Below are 18,953 nucleotides of genomic sequence, written 5' to 3' on the forward strand. Positions count from 1 at the left end.
TTATTTTTATATGTCCTTTTGTTATATTTTATATTATAATTATGTAATAAAAAATGACATAAGGAGTGACGCCTGTTGATTTTTGCGAGACGTGCGGAACGAAAAATAAAGCGCGAACTGGATCAGCCTCGACGTGAGGAAACGCAGGGAGGACCGCAACAAATTGCAAGGCAAATTGTTGTGGCGGTTGATCAGCTCAAAGCAGCGATGGAACAGATGAAGATGGCGGCACTTTCGCTGAATGACATTTCCGATTCAAGCCGGAATAGTGCGGCAGAGCTGATGGACCATAGCGAGAAAACGGTGGAGTATACGGAAAAAGTGGCGAACAAAATGCGAACAATCGAGGAGGCGGCTAGGGAAATCGCTGCATCTTCGCGTGATATGTATGCGAGCAGCCAGCAGTTTTCCGAACATTGGCTGCATTCATGGAATTCATTGGAGACGTTGCAAAAAGAAATTCGAACACTGCGCTCCCACCATGAAACGTTATTGGAACAAATGGACCATCTCGTTCATCATTCGCGACGCATCAATGAAATTATATCAGCGATCGGCGAGATTTCGCAGAAAACGAAAATTTTGTCGCTCAATGCCAATATTGAGGCGGCTCGTGCGGGAGAACATGGGCGCGGGTTTGCGGTCGTCGCGCGGGAAATCGGCATGTTGGCGAATCAAACGTCGGAAGCTGTCCAGCAAACACAGGATATTTTGTCCCTTATTCAACGCGAAATCGCAGCGACAACCGATATCGTTCGCGAAGAAACAAAGCAAATCGATGTCGAAGAGAAAGAAATGGAAGCGATTATGTCGTTCCTTCATTTGCTGCAGCGACAGCTGAATGATATGACGGACCTCGTCTCCTCTTCTGTCCGGTCAGCGTCTGGGCAGTCGGACAGCGTGAAAGAAATCGCCGTTCTCCTAGAAGAAATCGTGCAATTGAGCCGGGAAAATCAACGGTTTGTCGAGCGAGTGACGGCGGATATGAACGAACAGCATGAAAGCGTCGAACAGATTTTGCGCATTAATGAAGCGCTGCAAAAGACAGCGGAGGAGCTGCAGCAAACGGTCGGACGTGATTGGATGAGAGAAACGATTTCTGTCGATGATGCGGTCGTGAAAAACACGATTCAGAAACTATCGGCTTTGCTTCAGTCAGCTCCGTTGGAACAAATGGATGAGGCCATGCATCAACGCGTGCTGGATCGATTTTTATCTGAGAATGGAGAGATTGAGGCTGTCTGGTCGAATCGTCTTGATGGGGCGTTTGTCTATTCGAATCCGCCGGCGGGCTTGGTCAACGCCAAAGTCCGGTCGTGGTTTCAGGAAGTTTGTAGAGGAACAGTGTATGTTTCCGATCCGTATGTATCGGCATTGACGAAACATCTTTGCGTCACGGTGTCCGCTCCCATTAGGGATCATAACGGTCAAATTGTCGGGGTCATTGGAGTGGATTTGTCGCTTGTGAAATGAACGCTGCCCCAAAAAGGTGCATGTGTGCCTTTTTGGGGCATGTTTTGTTTTTCGACCTGGCTGATTGGTCGGAAGATGATTGATAATAAATATAACAAAAATATGTAATAAAATATGACAAATATGTTGAGTCCGTGAAACGTGGGCCTTATACTGCTAATCAAGAACAAATCCTCAACGTGGAGAACATGCATCGCTTTTGAGGAACAAGGGAGGGATGCGCTCTTTTAGATGAACGAGGGGCAGGAATTCATCGATGTTTCAAATGAATAGGGGGAAGGGTGTGCGAATGAAACCAGCATTCATGTGGAAATTATGGCTGTTTTTATGCGTCAGTGTTTTTGCTCTTGGGGGATGTGCGGCGTCATCAGCAGTGGATCAAGCCAAAAACGAGAATCAAAATGATTCATCTTCGGCTGGCAAAGAAGGGGATGTGGTCAAAGTAGGAATCCTTCACTCGTTAAGCGGAACGATGGCCATCAGTGAAGTATCGTTGCGCGATGCCGAGTTAATGGCCATTGAGGAAATCAATGCATCGGGCGGGCTGCTCGGCAAGAAGATTGAACCGATTGTGGAAGATGGAGCGTCCGACTGGCCGACATTTGCCGAAAAGGCGAAAAAATTGCTGCAAAAAGATCAAGTGGCCGCCATTTTCGGCGGTTGGACATCGGCGAGCCGCAAGGCGATGCTTCCGGTTGTGGAGCAAAACAACGGGCTGCTTTGGTATCCGGTGCAATATGAAGGGATGGAGTCGTCTCCGAACATCTTTTACACTGGGGCGACGACGAATCAACAAATCGTTCCAGCGGTCAGCTGGCTCTTGAAAAACCGCGGCAAGACGTTTTTCTTGCTTGGATCGGATTACGTCTTTCCGCGGACAGCGAACAAAATCATCAAGGCCCAGTTGAAGGCCGAAGGTGGGCAAGTGGTCGGGGAAGAATATACGCCGCTCGGCCATACCGATTATAGCACCATTATCAGCAAAATCAAACAAGTGAAACCGGCTGTCGTCTTCAATACGCTCAACGGCGATAGCAATGTCGCCTTTTTCAAACAGTTGAAAGACGCTGGCATCACACCGAAAGACGTGACGGTGGTGTCCGTCAGTATCGCGGAAGAAGAAATACGCGGGATCGGGCCGGATGTGTTGGCCGGTCATTTGGCTGTGTGGAACTATTTTCAGACGACCGATACACCGGAGAATAAGGCATTTGTTCAAAAGTATAAAGAAAAGTACGGGCAAGACCGCGTGACCGATGACCCGATTGAAGCGGCGTATACAGCCGTTCATTTATGGGCCGAAGCAGTGAAAAAAGCCGGCTCCTTTGATGTGGATCAAGTGAAAAAAGCGGCGGCCGGCCTTGAATACAAGGCGCCGGAAGGAACGGTGAAAATTGACGGGGAAACGCAGCATTTATGGAAAACGGTGCGCATTGGTGAAATCCAAGCGGACGGACAATTCAAAGAGTTATGGAATTCCGGTCAGCCGGTGAAGCCGGATCCGTATTTAAAGAGCTACCCATGGGCGAAAGGATTAAGTGAATAGTTGCATGGGGAGGAAGGCATGTCCTTCCTTCTTGCCCGGCGGACATGAAAGGGGGACGGCGATGTTTATTGACCAATTATTCAACGGGCTGAGCGTCGGTTCGATTTTGCTTTTGATCGCCATTGGGTTGGCGATCACGTTCGGGCTGATGGGTGTCATCAATATGGCGCACGGTGAACTGATGATGGTCGGAGCGTATACGACCTATGTCATCCAGCAATGGTTCACTAGCCATATGCCGCACTCGGCAGGGCTGTATTTTGTCGCCGCCATTCCATTGTCATTTTTGGCCGCCGCTCTGCTTGGATGGGGGCTGGAAAAAAGTTTGATCCGCCATTTGTACCACCGCCCGCTGGACAGTTTGTTGGCGACATGGGGGATCAGTTTGATTTTGCAACAGACGGCCCGTCTCATCTTTGGGGCGCCCAACGTGGCGGTTGTGCCGCCAAGCTGGCTGGATGGCGGAATCCGCTTGTTTGGGGCGGTGTTTCCGTATAAACGGTTGTTTATTCTCTGTCTTGTATTGGCGATCGTGTTCTTTCTTTATATGTATTTAACGAAAACACGAGCTGGCCGACGCATTCAGGCTGTCACCATGAACCGGCCGATGGCGGCCTGTCTCGGCATTGCCACGCAGAAAGTTGATGCATACTCGTTTGCGATCGGTTCAGGATTGGCGGGGGTGGCGGGATGTGCGTTGACCTTGCTTGGGCCGATTGGGCCGACGATCGGCACGTACTATATTGTTGATGCATTTATGGTCGTCATTTTAGGAGGAGTGGGAAAACTGGCTGGGACGCTGCTAGGAGCGTTTGGCCTCGGCTTAATCTCCACCTTTGTCGAATATTCCACAAGCGCCACCATCGCCAAAGTCATTGTGTTCGTTCTCATTATTGCGTTCTTGCAATGGAAACCGTCCGGTCTTCTTAGCTTGAGGACGCGGTCGCTCGATTGAGGGGAGGAAGCATCGTGAACAAACGTTGGGGATACTGGCTGTTTTTCGTTGCTTTGTTTTTGGCGCCATTTTATTTAACGGAGTTTCGCCTGTCTTTGCTTGGCAAATTTCTTTGCTTTGCCATCGTGGCGGTCGGCATTTCTCTCATTTGGGGATATACCGGCATTTTGAGCCTCGGCCATGGGGTGTACTTCGGGTTAGGCGCTTATTGCATGGCGATGTATTTGAAGCTCGAAGCTTCGCGAGGGCATTTGCCTGATTTTATGGAATGGAGCGGCGTGCGCGAACTGCCGTGGTTTTGGAAGCCGTTTGCGCATCCTGTCGTGGCCGTCATAGCAGCGATCGTCTTGCCTACATTGCTGGCTGCCCTATTAAGCTATTTAACGTTTAAAAATCGGATTAAAGGTGTCTATTTTTCTCTCCTTTCCCAGGCGGTTGTTGTCGTGTTTGTTACGCTGTTTATCGGCAAGCAAGAATGGACGGGTGGAACGAACGGCTTGACCAATTTTTCGACCGTGTTCGGCTTTTCGTTATCATCGCCGCTTACGCAAATTGTGTTGTATTGGCTGACAGCAGCTGTTCTTGCCCTCATTTTCGTTATGACGCGCCGTCTAACGACTGGTCGGCTAGGAAAAGTGCTCATTGCCATTCGCGACGCGGAAAACCGGGTTCGTTTTTTAGGATTCAATCCGACCGTCTATAAAGTGTTTGTGTATAGTTTGTCAGCCGCCTTTGCCGGAGTGGCAGGCGCATTGTTTGTCCTGCAAGTCGGGCTCATTTCCCCGGAGATGATGGGGATTATTCCTTCAATCGAAATGGTGCTGTGGGCTGCTGTCGGCGGACGCCACTCGCTCATGGGCGCGATTATGGGCGCGATCGTCATGAACACGGCGAAAAGCTTTTTAAGCGAAAATTATCCAGATCTATGGCTGCTTTTGTTAGGCGCCTTGTTTGTCGTTGTTGTGCTGTTTGTTCCGAAGGGATTGGCGGGCATTTATGAATCGCTCGCTGCCGTTCGCATCAAAGCAAAAAGGGGGCATGAACGTGAAGCCCGTGTTGATGTGTCGTGACGTCGTCGTTGACTTCGATGGATTTCGTGCTTTGCAAGGTGTTGATCTCGCGGTTTACCCTCATGAAGTGCGGTTTTTGATCGGCCCGAACGGAGCGGGGAAAACGACGCTGCTCGATGTCATTTGCGGACGGACGAGAGCGACGGACGGGCGGGTGCTGTTTTTTTTCCATGACATCACGCAACGGCCGGAATATGAGATCGTGCAAATAGGCATCGCCCGGAAGTTTCAAAGCCCTTCCATTTTTCCGTTTTTGACGGTATGGGAAAATATGGAGTTGGCCATGCGACAAGATCGGCGTCTGCGTTCCGTTTTGCGGGCGAAGTTGACTGGAGAAGAGAAAGAAATGATGGCAGCACAGCTAGAGAAAATTGGATTGCTCGATGAACGTCATCGCTTAGCGGGCACCCTGTCTCATGGCCAAAAGCAGTGGTTGGAAATCGGCATGCAGCTCATTCAGCGCCCGCAACTTCTCTTATTGGATGAGCCGATTGCCGGCATGAGCGCGGCGGAACGGGAGCGCACGGGGGAATGGCTGCACGAAATCGCCAAACATTGTGCGGTGATCATTGTGGAGCATGATATGGACTTTGTCCGCCGTTATTCGAAGCAAGTGACGGTCATGCATGAAGGAAAAGTATTGTGCGAAGGCTCGATTGATGAGGTGCAGCAAAACGAACAAGTCATCGATGTGTATCTTGGAAGGAGGAAAAACGCGTGTTATGCCTCCGGAATGTAACCGCTGGCTATGACGAAAGCGTTGTGCTCGATCAAGTTCGCATGGACATTCCTCTCAGCCGGGTGACGGCGGTGTTGGGCAGAAACGGAGTCGGCAAAACGACGTTGATGAAAACGATCATCGGGTTGATTCGCCCGATGTCAGGCGTGATCGAATGGGAAGGAGAAGATATCACGCGATGGCCGCCGGAGCGTCGGGCGCGGGCAGGGATCGGCTATGTGCCGCAAGGGAGGGAAATTTTCTCCGCGCTGACAGTGGAAGAAAATATCCTTCTCGGGTTGGAAGCACAGGCCGAGAACGTCCGTCCTCAGCCGATCCTTGAGGAAATGTATGCATTATTTCCAGTCCTAAAAGAGATGCGCCAGCGAAAAGGAGGGGATTTAAGCGGCGGACAGCAGCAACAGCTGGCCATTGCCCGCGCGTTGGCCGGCCGGCCGAAACTGCTCTTGCTTGATGAACCGATGGAAGGCATTCAGCCATCGATCGTTGAGTTGATTCATGATGTGATTATGAAAATCGCCGAAGAAAAACAGGTTGGCATCGTATTGGTCGAACATAACGTGGAGCTGGCGTTTTCTTGTGCCGATCGTTTCTATATTTTGGATCGCGGCACTGTCGTGGCGAAGGGGGATGTCGATGGGGCTGATTTGACTTATATTCAATCATTTCTTGCTGTTTAAGCCACAGGCCGCGGGTTAGCGATGAGAGATTTCTTGAACCTGCGAGTATAGGTGGGAGCATTCAAGAGGGGGAGAGATGAGTGAAACTGACTCCGCGCGAACAGGAAAAGCTGTTGATCGTCGTGGCCGCCGATTTGGCGCGCCGCCGGAAAGAGCGGGGCTTGAAGCTAAATTATCCGGAAGCGGTGGCGCTCATTACGTATGAACTGATGGAAGGAGCCCGCGACGGGCGGACGGTGGCGGAGTTGATGCAATACGGCGCGACGATTTTGACACGCGATGATGTGATGGAAGGCGTCGCTGACATGATCGACGAGATTCAAGTCGAGGCGACGTTTCCGGACGGCACGAAACTCGTCACGGTCCACCAGCCGATCCGGTCGTAATAGCGCCGGCCGATTCCGATGAAGGTGGATAAAGGAGTGATCTTATGATCCCAGGAGAATACCGATTGCGCGACGAACCGATTGTGTGCAACCGGCAAAAGCCGGTTACGAAGCTGACGGTTGTAAACCGCGGCGACCGCCCGGTGCAGGTTGGTTCCCATTTTCACTTTTTTGAAGTCAATTCGTTTCTCGAATTTGACCGACAGGCCGCATACGGAAAACATTTGAACATCCCAGCCGGGACAGCGGTTCGTTTTGAGCCCGGAGATGCGAAGCAAGTGGAGCTTGTCCCGTTCTCCGGCAAGCGCCGGGTGTACGGATTAAACAATATGGTCAACGGTCCGCTTGATGACAACGGGAAGGAGGGAGCAAGAGAATGAGTTTTTCCATGTCAAGACGGCAATACGCGGATATGTTTGGGCCGACGACTGGGGACTGCATCCGGTTGGCGGATACGGACTTATGGGTTGAAATTGAGCATGACTATACCGTTTACGGCGATGAAGTGAAATTCGGCGGTGGGAAGGTGATTCGCGACGGGATGGGGCAACATCCGCTCGCTGTCCGCGACGAAGCGGTCGATTTAGTGCTGACGAATGCCGTCATCGTTGATTACACCGGCATTTACAAAGCCGATATCGGGATCAAAGATGGAAACATCGCCGCCATCGGCAAGGCTGGGAATCCGCTGTTAATGGATGGCGTCAATATTGTCATCGGCGCCTCAACGGAAGTGATCGCGGCGGAAGGAAAAATCGTGACCGCTGGAGGAGTGGATGCCCATATCCATTTCATTTGCCCGCAGCAAATCGAAACCGCCCTGTCATCCGGCATTACGACGATGATCGGCGGCGGGACCGGGCCGGCGACCGGAACGAATGCCACGACGTGCACGCCGGGAGAGTGGAATATTTACCGGATGCTTGAAGCCGCCGAAGCGTTCCCAATGAATATCGGTTTTTTAGGAAAAGGCAACGCATCGGCGAAAGAGCCGATCGCTGAGCAAGTCCGCGCCGGAGCGATTGGACTCAAACTTCATGAAGACTGGGGAACGACGGCGGCGGCGATTGATGCGTGCTTGCGAGTGGCGGATGAGTACGATGTGCAAGTCGCCATTCATACCGATACATTGAATGAAGGCGGGTTTGTCGAGCATACACTGAAGGCCATTAACGGGCGCGTCATTCATACATACCATACGGAAGGAGCCGGAGGGGGGCATGCGCCCGATATTATGAAAGTCGCCAGCTTCCCGAACATTTTGCCTTCTTCCACGAATCCGACGCGGCCGTATACGAAAAACACGCTTGATGAGCATTTAGATATGTTAATGGTGTGCCATCATTTAGATCCGTCCGTTCCGGAAGACATTGCCTTTGCCGATTCGCGCATCCGCAAAGAAACGATTGCTGCTGAAGATATTTTGCACGACATCGGCGCCTTCAGCATGATCAGTTCCGACTCGCAAGCGATGGGGCGCGTCGGTGAAGTCATTTTACGTACGTGGCAAACGGCCGACAAAATGAAAAAACAGTTTGGCCGCTTGCCGGAGGAAACGGGGCGAGGCGATAATGTCCGCGTCAAACGGTACGTAGCCAAATATACGATCAACCCGGCTATCACTCATGGCATCGCGGAGTATGTCGGGTCAGTCGAAGTCGGAAAATTCGCAGATTTGGTCGTTTGGCATCCCGCTTTTTTCGGGGTCAAGCCTGAGCTCGTCATCAAAGGCGGGATGATCGCCTACAGCGTGATGGGCGACCCGAACGCCAGCATTCCGACGCCGCAGCCCGCTCTGTACCGCCCGATGTTCGCCAACTATGGCGCCGCCGTCGCGAAAACGTCCATTACGTTTTTGTCCAAAGCGGCGTTCGAACGCGGCGTCCCTGACAAACTGCGATTGCACAAAATCGTCAAACCGGTTGGAAACATTCGTTCGTTAACGAAACACGATATGGTGTTCAACAACGCCATGCCTCAAATCGATGTCGATCCGCAAACGTATGAAGTGAAGGTCGATGGGCGGCTCATCACGTGCGAACCGGCTGAAGTTGTGGCCATGGCGCAACGATATTTTCTGTTTTGAGGTGATGATGATGATTGTAGAAACGGTTATCGGCAACATTCGAGCTCTTTCTTCTCTCCCCCCGCACATCGAACGGGTGTACATGCCAAGCGATGATTTAGTAAAACGAATTCAGCGGGTGGTGACCGACCATGGGAGGGAGATTGGCATTCGCTTGAAAGAAGCGAAAGAATTGGTAGACGGAGATGTGTTATGGATGGATGAGCATAATGCCATTGTCGTATCCGTTCTTCCCGATGATTTGCTTGTCATCCAGCCTGTTTCCATGAAACAAATGGGGGAGATTGCTCATCAGCTCGGCAACCGCCACTTGCCCGCCCAATTCGAGGAAGGGGAAATGCTCGTCCAATACGACTATTTAGTCGAAGAGCTGCTCCAGCAACTCGGCATCCCGTACAAGAGGGAAAAACGGAAAGTAAAACAAGCGTTCCGCCATATCGGCCACCGCCATGACTGACCAACAGTTGTTGTGGCTGCTGCAGCTCTCCGATTCGAATTTTCCGTCTGGAGCATTTTCCCATTCCTTTGGGTTTGAAACATACATGTACAATGAACAAATTTGCGATGCCAAAACGTTTGGCGATGTGCTTGTCGCTTATATTCAGACCCAGCTGACGTATACGGATGGATTGGCGTGCCGGATCGCCTATGAGCAGTTGGAAGTCGACCGTATGGAAGGACTGCGGCGGCTGAACGACACGCTGTTTGCTCTCTGCTTGGCGAAGGAAACGCGAGAAGGAACGAGAATGATTGGGGGGCGCTTATGGAAACTGTGCCGCGACATTTACGGAGTCGATGAATTGGATGAGATCGTGCAAACGACGCGGTCCATTCATCCGGCCATTGTGTTTGCGGCGGTTGGCCGCAAAATCGGAGCAGCCAAACAAACGACGGTGCTGACGTATTTGTTTGCTTCCGTACAAACGATGGTGCAAAACGCGGTCCGCGGCATCCCCCTCGGCCAGACGGACGGGCAAAAGCTGCTCGTCATGGCGCAGCCATATTTGATTCATGCCGCGAGCATCATCGAGACACTCGACGAAGAGGAGCTCGGGGCGGCAGCCGTCGGCTTGGAAATCGCGCAAATGCAGCATGAACGTCTTCCTGTTCGATTGTTTATGTCGTAAATCTTGTTTGACGTGGAACGAAAGAAGGACAGAGAAGGGAGAATCCAGAATGGAACCGGTACGAATCGGCATCGGCGGCCCGGTCGGCGCCGGCAAAACGATGCTTGTCGAGAAGCTGACGCGGGCGATGCATCGCCGCTTTAGCATCGCGGTCATTACGAATGATATTTATACAAAAGAAGATGCCCAATTTTTAATCAAACATAGCGTCTTGCCGGAAGATCGGATTATCGGCGTCGAAACGGGCGGGTGCCCGCATACGGCCATTCGCGAAGACGCATCAATGAATTTTGCGGCCATTGATGAACTGAAACGGCGCCATCCAGATGTGGAACTCATTTTGATCGAGAGCGGCGGCGATAACTTGGCGGCGACCTTCAGCCCGGAGTTGGTCGATTTCTCCATTTATGTCATCGACGTCGCCCAAGGGGAGAAAATTCCGCGCAAAGGCGGACAAGGGATGATGAAGTCGGATTTGCTCGTGATCAACAAAATCGACCTTGCCCCTTACGTCGGCGCCAGTCTGGAAGTGATGGAACGGGACGCCAAAGCAGCGCGAGGGGCGAAGCCGGTCATTTTTACGAATTTAAAAGAAGAGATTGGTCTTTTTGACGTTGTGGATTGGATCGAAAAACAGGTGCTGCTGGCAGGGCTGGAAGAATGAGCTGGACGGGGCGTTTGCGATGTACAGCGGTCGTGAAAAACGGCCGCACCGTCATTTTGGACAACTATAGTGAAGGGGCGCTGAAACTGATGCGTCCTGTTTACCTCGACCCGGCTCATCCGACGTTATATCTTGTCCACGTGGGCGGCGGGTATGTCGATGGGGATTCATATGATATGGAAATCTTCCTCGAGCCCAGCGCCCGGTTGATGGTGACGACCCAGTCGGCGGCGAAAATCTACAAAACTCCTTCAACGCCTGTAAGGCAGTATACACGATTGTCACTTGGGGAGCAAAGCGTACTTGAATATTTCCCCGACCCGACGATCGCCTATGAGCATGCGCGCTTTTATCAAGAAACGACGGTGTACATCACGCCAAGCTCCACGTTTGTTTATGGCGAAATCATCACGCCTGGATGGTCGGAAAGCGGCGAGCTGTTCCGCTATGATTGGATTCGCTCGAAACTGAAGGTGTATCAAGACGAGGCGCTCGTTCTGTTTGATCATCTGTACTTGGACTCGCGGCAGCACTTAACGAGCATGCTGCAGCTCGGCGGCTACACGCATGTCGGATCATTCGTGGCTCTTTCTCCGTTTATCACAAAGGAAGTGTTAGAACAGTTCAACCAATTCATGGAAGAGATGCCGCAAGAGGTTCGCTGCGGTTTTTCAGCGGCGGCCGTTCCAGGCTTTTCTGTACGTATATTGGCGTATGAAACATCGGTCATCGAAGCGATATTCCAACGCGTCCAACAGTTCATTCGCCAACAATGCGGTGAGAAAGCGCCAGTCTGTTGGAGGAAATATTGACAAGGGAAAGGAAGAAGACAATGGGAACGATATGGCCTGTGCTCTTGTTTGGATTGCTGCTTGGAATGAAACATGCGACGGAACCGGATCATGTCATTGCCGTTTCGACCATTGCCAGCCGGACGAAAAAACTGTCCCTTTCATCGCTGGCCGGCATGTTTTGGGGAATTGGCCATACGTTGACGCTGCTCGTTGTTGGGATGGCGATGATCGCCTTTGAGCGGCAAATTCCTGAACAGATTGCTTCTTATCTCGAAATGGGCGTCGGCATCATGATCGTTATTCTAGGAATTGCTAGTTTCCGTTCGACAATGAGGCTGGATCATCATCACCAGGGCGATATTCATCATTTACATGTGAAATCGACATTGATTGGCATCGTCCACGGTTTAGCCGGCAGCGCCGGAATGGTGTTGTTGACGATGACGACGGTCAAAGGAACTTGGATGGCGCTTGCTTTTATTTTGATTTTTGGCCTAGGAACGGTCATCGGCATGATGCTGTTCACGACGTTTCTCGGGATTCCGTTTGTTTGGATGAAAGCGAAACAGCAAGTCATGAATCAATGGATCGTGAAAACCGTCTCCCTCATCAGCATCGCCTATGGGGTCTATTACATGTATCATATCGCCGCCGAAATTTGACGCTCCTCGCGGCTGGCGTCATAGGTGGAGGGTTGTTCAAAACAAAGAAGCACCGGTCTTGGGAGAAGGCCGGTGCTTCTTTTTCGATGCGGCGTCATCATCACCTCGTGTCACACCAGTGGTTTGACCAGCAACAACTCATCTCGAATAGGAATGCCGTCAGGACTTGTTTTCGGAATGTTTGGCTTGATTTGTCGCGCCTTGTCGACAGCGTTGGGAAAGACGTTCACAATTTGATAGCCGCGCTTTTGATAGAAACGAAGGGCATGCAAGTTGTCGTTGGTAGTGATCAGTTGAACAGCCGTGCACCTTTGTTGTCTCGCCCATGCCTCTGCCTCATGCAAAAGGGCGCTGCCGATGCCGCGGTTTTCCATTATGCTGTCTAGCGAGATGATCTCGCATTCGCTGCCACGGATGATGAATGTAATCAGTCCGATGATCCGCTGACCGTTCTCAACAGCCGCAAATCCATCCAGCTCGCTGCAGGTATAGATGCCGGTTGAAACAACCATTTGCGGACTTCCCCAATGGTCGTTGAAAAATTGGTTGACGATGGCGCGGTCCAACTGTTTGGTTGGAACGATGTTCAAGGCGCTCCTCCTCCTTTGTGCAGATGATGATTTTCACCCCAATGCATAAGACGTTCACTTCCGTGCGTGAGTTTGACACTCCGCACGCCTAAAGGCGTGGGATTCTTGGGTCGTTTGCGTCCTCATCCATTTCTGGTTCGGACAACGCCCAAATTCAGGGGTGTGTCATCACCCCGTCCCATCGGGTTAGGATGTACCCCAATGGGCGGCGCACCTGTGACCAGTGCGCTAGGTTAGACGGGGCTCGCTTTCATCCCACCCCTCAAGGAGTGGGCTTTCTCGCTCGCTGATCTGTAACAGGGGATGTCCACATCCGTCCTCCTCTTGTGTCAAAGGGCCGAGTCTTTTTGCATCATGGCTCGTTGAAACGATTGAAAAACAGCGAAGGAAATGAATGTTAGCACAATCCCTGACATATATGGCAAACTGGACTTTAAGGTGAACAACCAGCCGGCGATCGCCGGGCCGCCAATGCGGCCGAGCGAATCGAACGATGATAAGACGCCTGTTGCGCTTCCTTGGCCATCCGCTGTATGCTTCGTTAACAAGGCGGAGACGCACGGGCGGATGACGCCGTTGCCAATGCCGAAAATCGTTAAATAGAGCGCGGCTGTCCAAAAGCTGTGAACGAATAAAATGAGAAAAAAGCCAACTGCTGACAGGAACAGCCCGAAACGAATGACAGCGCCTTCCCCGAATGAGCGGATCAGTTTTCCAAGCAACCCTCCTTGGACGATGGCCCCTGCAAGCCCCATGATCATAAAGATGTAGCCAAGTTCCGTCGACGAAAGCCCCGCTCGTTCAGCGGCAAAATAGGCGAACGTCGCTTCAAGTCCGGCGAGGGAAAACGTTGTGATCAGCTGCAGTAAGTATAGGCGCGCTACAGGCCCTTGGAGGGCGGCCGCAAGCGATGGCCGCTTTGTTCGTATATTCATTCGTTTTTCTCTCGGAAGCGACTCATGCAAGAAAACGAAAACGAATAGAGCGGTCAAGAGCGCCAAGCTGCCTGCCATCCAAAACGGAGCGGTCAAGCTCGTTTTTGAAAATATGCCGCCGATCCCCGGTCCGAAAATAAATCCAAGTCCAACGGCCGCTCCGATCATCCCCATTCCTTTGCCCCGGTCTTCTTCCGTTGTCACATCTGCGACGTACGCCATAGCGGCCGGCATCGTGGCCGCCGATAGACATCCGCCGATGATGCGAGCGGCAAACAACATCCAAAGTTTTGTCGCGACGGCGAGCAAGAAAAACGAAAGGGCCAAACCGAAAATGCCGACAAGCAGCATCGGCTTTCGTCCATAGCGGTCCGATAAATTCCCCCACATCGGCGCAAATAAAAATTGCATGAGCGAATAAACGGCCATCAACCAGCCGAGCTGCGTTGGCGTCGCGCCGATTTTTTCTGCGTAAAATGGAAGGACAGGGATAATGATGCCAAACCCGGCCATGACCAAAAACATCACGAGAAACAAAAGCGATAAATCGCGACGATTGCTCATGATCATCATCTCCACGATATGGTTTGCCTCTTTCATCATAATGGAAAGACAGGCATTTTTCAAAGCAGATCGCACCTTGCTTGGCCGTTCCGACGAGGCTGGGATCACTCCCGAATGTCATCCACAACCCATTTTCCTTCCTCCCCATTGACAATGGAAGCGGTTTTCGCGAGACTGGAGGTAAACGGTTCGACAAACAATGAAGCGGACTTTGGACCGGCATCCGCCAAGGGTGCGAAACGACAAACACGCATGGGAGAGGATGGTGCATGATGACCAAAAACGAAATCCAAAAGTGGGGAAAGGAATTCCCGCTGCTTGAAATGATCATGGCGGCCGAAGAGGTGTTTTGGCGCAATCCAAAATATCACGCGTTTGCGCAAGCCATTCAAACGATTCCTTTACGCGAGCGCGATGTTAAGGAGGCCGAAGAGCGATTGCGCCGCTTTGCCCCTTATATCGCAAAAGTGTTTCCCGAGACGCGAACGGCTCACGGCATCATCGAATCCCCTTTAGTCCGGATTCCGAACATGAAACAGCGTTTGGAAAAGATGTTTCAGACCAACATTGAAGGGGAGCTGTTGCTAAAATGCGACAGCCATCTTCCCATCTCCGGATCGATCAAGGCGAGAGGGGGAATCTACGAGGTTCTGAAACATGCGGAAGAACTCGCGCTCGCCAACGGGATGATCACCATAGGAGACGACTATGCGGTCATGGACAGCGAAGAATTCCGGCAATTCTTTTCCCGCTATTCTCTGGTCGTTGGATCGACAGGGAATTTAGGCTTGAGCATCGGCATCATCGGGGCGAAGCTTGGGTTCCGCGTTACCGTTCATATGTCAGCCGATGCGAAACAATGGAAAAAAGACTTGTTGCGAAGCAAAGGGGTTGCGGTCATCGAACATCTCACCGACTACAACAAAGTGGTGGAAGAGGCGCGAAGACAGTCCGCCGAGGATCCAACGTCGTATTTTATCGATGATGAGAACTCGATCCATCTGTTTTTAGGCTATGCGGTGGCGGCGTTTCGGCTGAAAAAGCAATTAGAGGACATGAACATCACGGTTGATGAAAACCACCCGCTCTTTGTATATCTTCCTTGCGGCGTCGGCGGCGGTCCGGGTGGGGTGACGTTTGGCCTGAAGCTCGTGTACGGCGATCATGTGCATTGCTTTTTCGCTGAACCGACGCATTCGCCTTGCATGCTGCTTGGGTTGATGACAGGAGAGCACGACCGCGTGTCGGTGCAAGATTTTGGCCTCGACAATAAGACCGAAGCGGACGGGCTGGCAGTGGGGCGGCCGTCGCGGCTGGTGGGGAACATGCTTGAGAACGTCATCAGCGGCGTCTATACGGTGGACGATTCGACGCTTTACCGCTTGCTCGCGGCGATGGTGGAAACGGAGGAAATCTATTTAGAGCCGTCCGCCTTGGCGGGGGTGGCGGGGCCTGTTCGGCTGTTTCGTGATTTGGCGGGGCAAACGTACGTAGAGGCAAACGGTTTGAAAGAAAAGATGAAAAACGCCATCCATATTGGCTGGGCGACAGGCGGAAGCATGGTGCCAAAGGATGTGATGGAGGCCTATTATCGGGAAGGCGTGCGCATCGAAACGATGACAGGGAACGGTTTTTCTGAAGGACGATAAGATCATTCCATGGAGTTTTGAAACGAATGCATAAAGTGTTGGACGGATTCGATGAAAACCGAAAAAGAAAAGATGTTGGCGGGGCAATGGTACAACCCCGCCGACCCGGAGCTCGTCAAGGAGCGGGAGCGGCGGCTCGTTCGTTTGTATAATGAAACCGCCAACGCGGTCGTCGGCGGGAACCCGGCGAAAGTGATCAAATGGCTCAAATAGCCCAAGGCCGCGCCCCGCGCAAAGCATGTGCGGGGCGTTTGGTTGCATCATCCTTCTTTGTTACGCCCACTGCACTGCCACCGCCCGAACGGGCGAACCGTCGCAGCCAGGCAAGGAAAGGGGGAGGGCAATAATATACGGGTCATCAAAATCGATCTGATCGAAGTTCGCGAAATTTTCCCCGATCACCCCGTTGGCGCCAAGAATGAGCTCGTGAGCGCGGAACGAAGAGCCGTCGGGCGGGTCGATGTTGAGCGCGTCGATGAAAAACGTCCGCACGCCCCGCTCCAGCATCGCTTCAATCACATCCGGCGCGACGTACGGATGATGGAAATACCGCTTTGTTCCGGCGTATTGCGACCAGCCGGTATGAAACAACACAATGGTTCCCGGCGACAGCTTCGGGATATACGGAGCGGCATCGGCCATCGTTACCGCTTCGCCTTCCGCTTTCCCGGTGGCATCGATCACGATGCCGCGGCCAAGAAAATACGTGAGCGGCACGTCATCCAACCGCCAGCCATGCTCGCAAAAATGGAACGGCGCATCGATGTGCGTGCCGCTGTGCGAACCGAGCACAAGGCGGCTGACATGGTAGCCGTCTTGGGCGAATGTCGCCGCCGGTTCGATTTTCGGCTTCGGATCCCCCGGGTACACCGGAGTTTGGGCCGTGATCGGCATGGTGAGGTCGATGATTTTTTTGATGATCATTTCCCGGTATCCTTTCAAGAAAATATTGGCTGCATCCATCATATAACGAAAACATATGGGAAAGAAAGATAGACTCCCATGACCAAAAATTTCGTCACCATCGGAGGAATGAAAATATCCCTATGTTGAACGCTGCCACTTTACGCATTTTGGAGTTCGGGTATTTTCAGGATAGAGAATTGGTTGATGCCGGGCGGAAGAAAAAATAATTGCCCTGTGTTGCAACATTGGGAGCTCATCCGGTGAACAGTAGAACCGGTTTGGTGAACCTATTCACTGTTTTTGTCGACCAATGGCCTACTTAGTTGTGCTGTCTACAAGCCATTGTTCTTGACCAGGTGTAGCCTCTTCTTGTTTGAACATTGTCACAAGCGAGGAAATACATCACCATCAGCAAGCATTTTGCGGTAAAGTGAGCCTTACAGACTTTAGAATGAGACTGCCGTTTGCGCTTGCCATGATGGCACAAAAAATGCTTAAAGATGTAACAGCAGGCTCAATCATCATCTATTGAAATAAGAGGAAAAAGAAGGATTTTTGGGCATGATGGCGAATGAAACAAATAAGCAGGGCGTGTGGGATATATAACAAAGGGGGATGCGTTGGCTAAAGCTGTATGCCCAAAATAAGGAAAGGGTGAAATAGATGGAAACAGCGGTACAGAAACAGAAATTATACATCAACGGCGAATGGCGGGAAGCCAAGTCGTACACTGAGCTGAAATCGCCATACTCACGCGAGACGATTGCCGAAATCCCTGTGGCCACCGAACAAGAAGTCGACGAAGCGATCGCGGCGGCATACGCCGCGCGGCAAACGATGGCGGCCATGCCAGCGCATGAACGAGCCGCCATTTTAGAGCGGGTCGTCGAGCAGCTGAAAGAGCGGCAGGAAGAAGCGGCAAGGTTGATCGCACTGGAAGCAGCCAAACCGATCACCACGGCGAAAGTGGAAGTCGCCCGCACGATCCAAACGTACAAATTCGCCGCCGAAGAAGCGAAGCGCATTCACGGGGAAACACTGCCGCTCGATGCCGCGCCGGGCGGGGAAAATCGCATCGCCTTGACGGTCCGCGAGCCGATCGGCGTCATCGGGGCGATTACGCCGTTTAACTTCCCGATGAACTTGGTCGCCCATAAACTTGGCCCGGCCATCGCTTCAGGCAATACCGTTGTGTTAAAGCCAGCCAGCCAAACGCCGCTGTCGGCCTACTTTATCGCCGAGCTATTTGAGAAAGCGGGCTTGCCGAAAGGGGCGCTCAACGTCGTCACGGGAAGCGGCCGCACGGTCGGCGACAAAATCGTCACCGATCCCCGCATCAGCATGATCACCTTCACCGGCAGCCCGGAAGTCGGCATCGCGATCCGCAATAAAGCAGGCTTAAAGCGGGTGACGTTGGAGCTTGGCTCCAACTCGGCCGTGATCGTCGATGAACAGGTCGATCTTGATCGCATCATCCCGCGTTGCGTATTTGGCGCGTTCACGTTCCAAGGGCAAGTGTGCATTTCGCTCCAGCGCGTCTATGTCCATGAAAAACGCTATGACGAGTTCGTTGAAAAATTCGTCGCTGCCGCGAGACGGTTGAAAACAGGCGACCCGCTCGATCCAGCCACCGATGTGTCGGCGTTAATCACGCCAAACGATGTCGACCGCGCGCTTGCTTGGATTGAAGAGGCGAAACAAGGCGGCGCGAATGTCGTCCTTGGCGGCGAGCGCGACGGCAACATTTTGCTTCCGACGGTCATTGTGGACGCCGAACCGACGATGAAAGTGTCTTGCCAAGAAGTGTTCGCCCCGATCGTCTTGATCAACCGCGTCCGCTCGATCGACGAAGCGATTGCGCTTGTCAACGACTCGCGCTACGGTTTGCAGGCGGGCATCTATACCGATAACGTCCATACCGCGTGGAAAGCGGCGAAGCAGTTGCACGTCGGCGGCGTGTTGATTAATGACATCCCGACGTTCCGCGTCGACCATATGCCATACGGCGGCGTGAAAGAAAGCGGGTTCGGCCGCGAAGGGATCCGCTATGCGATCGAAGAAATGACCGAGTTGAAGTTGATTATTTTCAACGAAAATTGAAGCAACGAGAAATTGAATTTCGACAGA

At 52.2% G+C, this 18,953-nt stretch carries 20 protein-coding genes and 1 pseudogene; 18 read left to right on the forward strand and 3 right to left on the reverse strand.

The genetic code is table 11. From position 1 onward, the window contains the following. Positions 1-75: 75 nt before the first annotated feature. From CWI35_RS00640 to CWI35_RS00705, 14 genes are all read left to right on the forward strand, one after another. A complete protein-coding gene (locus CWI35_RS00640) occupies positions 76-1,473 on the forward strand; it encodes a methyl-accepting chemotaxis protein (RefSeq protein ID WP_119877377.1) in 1,398 nt (465 codons plus the stop codon). A 289-nt stretch (positions 1,474-1,762) separates the two neighbouring features. Continuing rightward, on the forward strand, positions 1,763-3,019 hold the full coding sequence (gene urtA / locus CWI35_RS00645; protein ID WP_119877378.1) for an urea ABC transporter substrate-binding protein: 1,257 nt from the start codon (positions 1,763-1,765) through the stop codon (positions 3,017-3,019). Positions 3,020-3,080: 61 nt separating this feature from the next. Further along, positions 3,081-3,974: an urea ABC transporter permease subunit UrtB gene (urtB, locus tag CWI35_RS00650; RefSeq protein ID WP_119877379.1), complete on the forward strand. Its 894-nt coding sequence runs from the start codon at positions 3,081-3,083 to the stop codon at positions 3,972-3,974. An 11-nt stretch (positions 3,975-3,985) separates the two neighbouring features. Continuing rightward, positions 3,986-5,044, forward strand: coding sequence for an urea ABC transporter permease subunit UrtC (gene urtC, locus CWI35_RS00655; RefSeq protein WP_033011724.1), 1,059 nt, complete (start codon positions 3,986-3,988; stop codon positions 5,042-5,044). Continuing rightward, positions 5,019-5,783 carry an urea ABC transporter ATP-binding protein UrtD gene (gene urtD / locus CWI35_RS00660; protein ID WP_119877380.1) on the forward strand — a complete coding sequence of 255 codons (765 nt, stop codon included), beginning with the start codon at positions 5,019-5,021 and terminating at the stop codon, positions 5,781-5,783. Before urtC ends, urtD begins: the two co-directional genes overlap by 26 nt. After that, a complete protein-coding gene (urtE, locus tag CWI35_RS00665) occupies positions 5,762-6,463 on the forward strand; it encodes an urea ABC transporter ATP-binding subunit UrtE (RefSeq protein ID WP_011231419.1) in 702 nt (233 codons plus the stop codon). Before urtD ends, urtE begins: the two co-directional genes overlap by 22 nt. 80 nt (positions 6,464-6,543) lie before the next feature. Continuing rightward, positions 6,544-6,849 carry an urease subunit gamma gene (ureA, locus tag CWI35_RS00670; RefSeq protein ID WP_020755308.1) on the forward strand — a complete coding sequence of 102 codons (306 nt, stop codon included), beginning with the start codon at positions 6,544-6,546 and terminating at the stop codon, positions 6,847-6,849. 44 nt (positions 6,850-6,893) lie between these two features. After that, on the forward strand, positions 6,894-7,229 hold the full coding sequence (locus CWI35_RS00675; protein ID WP_096225138.1) for an urease subunit beta: 336 nt from the start codon (positions 6,894-6,896) through the stop codon (positions 7,227-7,229). Beyond that, the gene (ureC, locus tag CWI35_RS00680; RefSeq protein WP_119877381.1) at positions 7,226-8,935 is read left to right on the forward strand and encodes an urease subunit alpha; all 1,710 of its coding nucleotides are present in this window, start codon (positions 7,226-7,228) and stop codon (positions 8,933-8,935) included. Before CWI35_RS00675 ends, ureC begins: the two co-directional genes overlap by 4 nt. 10 nt (positions 8,936-8,945) lie before the next feature. Further along, entirely contained in the window at positions 8,946-9,392 is a 447-nt protein-coding gene (gene ureE, locus CWI35_RS00685) for an urease accessory protein UreE (RefSeq protein WP_020960052.1), read from the forward strand. Beyond that, a complete protein-coding gene (locus CWI35_RS00690; protein WP_033025553.1) occupies positions 9,385-10,062 on the forward strand; it encodes an urease accessory protein UreF in 678 nt (225 codons plus the stop codon). Before ureE ends, CWI35_RS00690 begins: the two co-directional genes overlap by 8 nt. Positions 10,063-10,111: 49 nt before the next feature. Next, on the forward strand, positions 10,112-10,726 hold the full coding sequence (gene ureG / locus CWI35_RS00695; RefSeq protein WP_033011718.1) for an urease accessory protein UreG: 615 nt from the start codon (positions 10,112-10,114) through the stop codon (positions 10,724-10,726). After that, complete coding sequence (locus CWI35_RS00700; RefSeq protein ID WP_011231412.1) at positions 10,723-11,538, forward strand: urease accessory protein UreD; 816 nt, start codon at positions 10,723-10,725, stop codon at positions 11,536-11,538. Before ureG ends, CWI35_RS00700 begins: the two co-directional genes overlap by 4 nt. A 20-nt stretch (positions 11,539-11,558) precedes the next feature. Continuing rightward, positions 11,559-12,182 (forward strand): urease accessory protein, encoded by a 624-nt coding sequence (locus CWI35_RS00705; RefSeq protein ID WP_015375014.1) that lies wholly within the window; start codon positions 11,559-11,561, stop codon positions 12,180-12,182. Between the two features lie 110 nt (positions 12,183-12,292). Here CWI35_RS00705 and CWI35_RS00710 read toward each other — a convergent pair whose 3' ends face one another. Both CWI35_RS00710 and CWI35_RS00720 read right to left on the reverse strand, forming a co-directional pair. Next, positions 12,293-12,772 (reverse strand): GNAT family N-acetyltransferase, encoded by a 480-nt coding sequence (locus CWI35_RS00710; protein WP_011231410.1) that lies wholly within the window; start codon positions 12,770-12,772, stop codon positions 12,293-12,295. Between the two features lie 329 nt (positions 12,773-13,101). Continuing rightward, positions 13,102-14,271: an MFS transporter gene (locus CWI35_RS00720; protein WP_119877993.1), complete on the reverse strand. Its 1,170-nt coding sequence runs from the start codon at positions 14,269-14,271 to the stop codon at positions 13,102-13,104. 269 nt (positions 14,272-14,540) lie between these two features. Here CWI35_RS00720 and CWI35_RS00725 point away from each other — a divergent pair, with 269 nt between their 5' ends. Both CWI35_RS00725 and CWI35_RS00730 read left to right on the forward strand, forming a co-directional pair. Further along, on the forward strand, positions 14,541-15,920 hold the full coding sequence (locus tag CWI35_RS00725; RefSeq protein ID WP_119877382.1) for a D-serine ammonia-lyase: 1,380 nt from the start codon (positions 14,541-14,543) through the stop codon (positions 15,918-15,920). A 51-nt stretch (positions 15,921-15,971) separates the two neighbouring features. Continuing rightward, a pseudogene (locus CWI35_RS00730) lies at positions 15,972-16,079 on the forward strand (maltose acetyltransferase domain-containing protein); the annotation flags it as partial. Positions 16,080-16,193: 114 nt separating this feature from the next. On the opposite strand, the gene CWI35_RS00735 reads toward CWI35_RS00730, so the two are convergent. After that, positions 16,194-16,844 (reverse strand): cyclase family protein, encoded by a 651-nt coding sequence (locus CWI35_RS00735; RefSeq protein ID WP_119877994.1) that lies wholly within the window; start codon positions 16,842-16,844, stop codon positions 16,194-16,196. A gap of 355 nt (positions 16,845-17,199) precedes the next feature. On the opposite strand from CWI35_RS00735, the gene CWI35_RS18165 reads away from it, so the two are divergent. Together CWI35_RS18165 and CWI35_RS00740 are read left to right on the forward strand one after the other, a co-directional pair. Then, on the forward strand, positions 17,200-17,358 hold the full coding sequence (locus CWI35_RS18165; protein ID WP_160315817.1) for a hypothetical protein: 159 nt from the start codon (positions 17,200-17,202) through the stop codon (positions 17,356-17,358). 131 nt (positions 17,359-17,489) lie between these two features. After that, positions 17,490-18,926 carry an aldehyde dehydrogenase family protein gene (locus tag CWI35_RS00740; RefSeq protein ID WP_119877383.1) on the forward strand — a complete coding sequence of 479 codons (1,437 nt, stop codon included), beginning with the start codon at positions 17,490-17,492 and terminating at the stop codon, positions 18,924-18,926. Positions 18,927-18,953: the final 27 nt, after the last annotated feature.

Origin of the sequence: [Bacillus] caldolyticus (assembly GCF_003595605.1) — a bacterium.
Lineage (GTDB): Bacteria > Bacillota > Bacilli > Bacillales > Anoxybacillaceae > Geobacillus > Geobacillus thermoleovorans.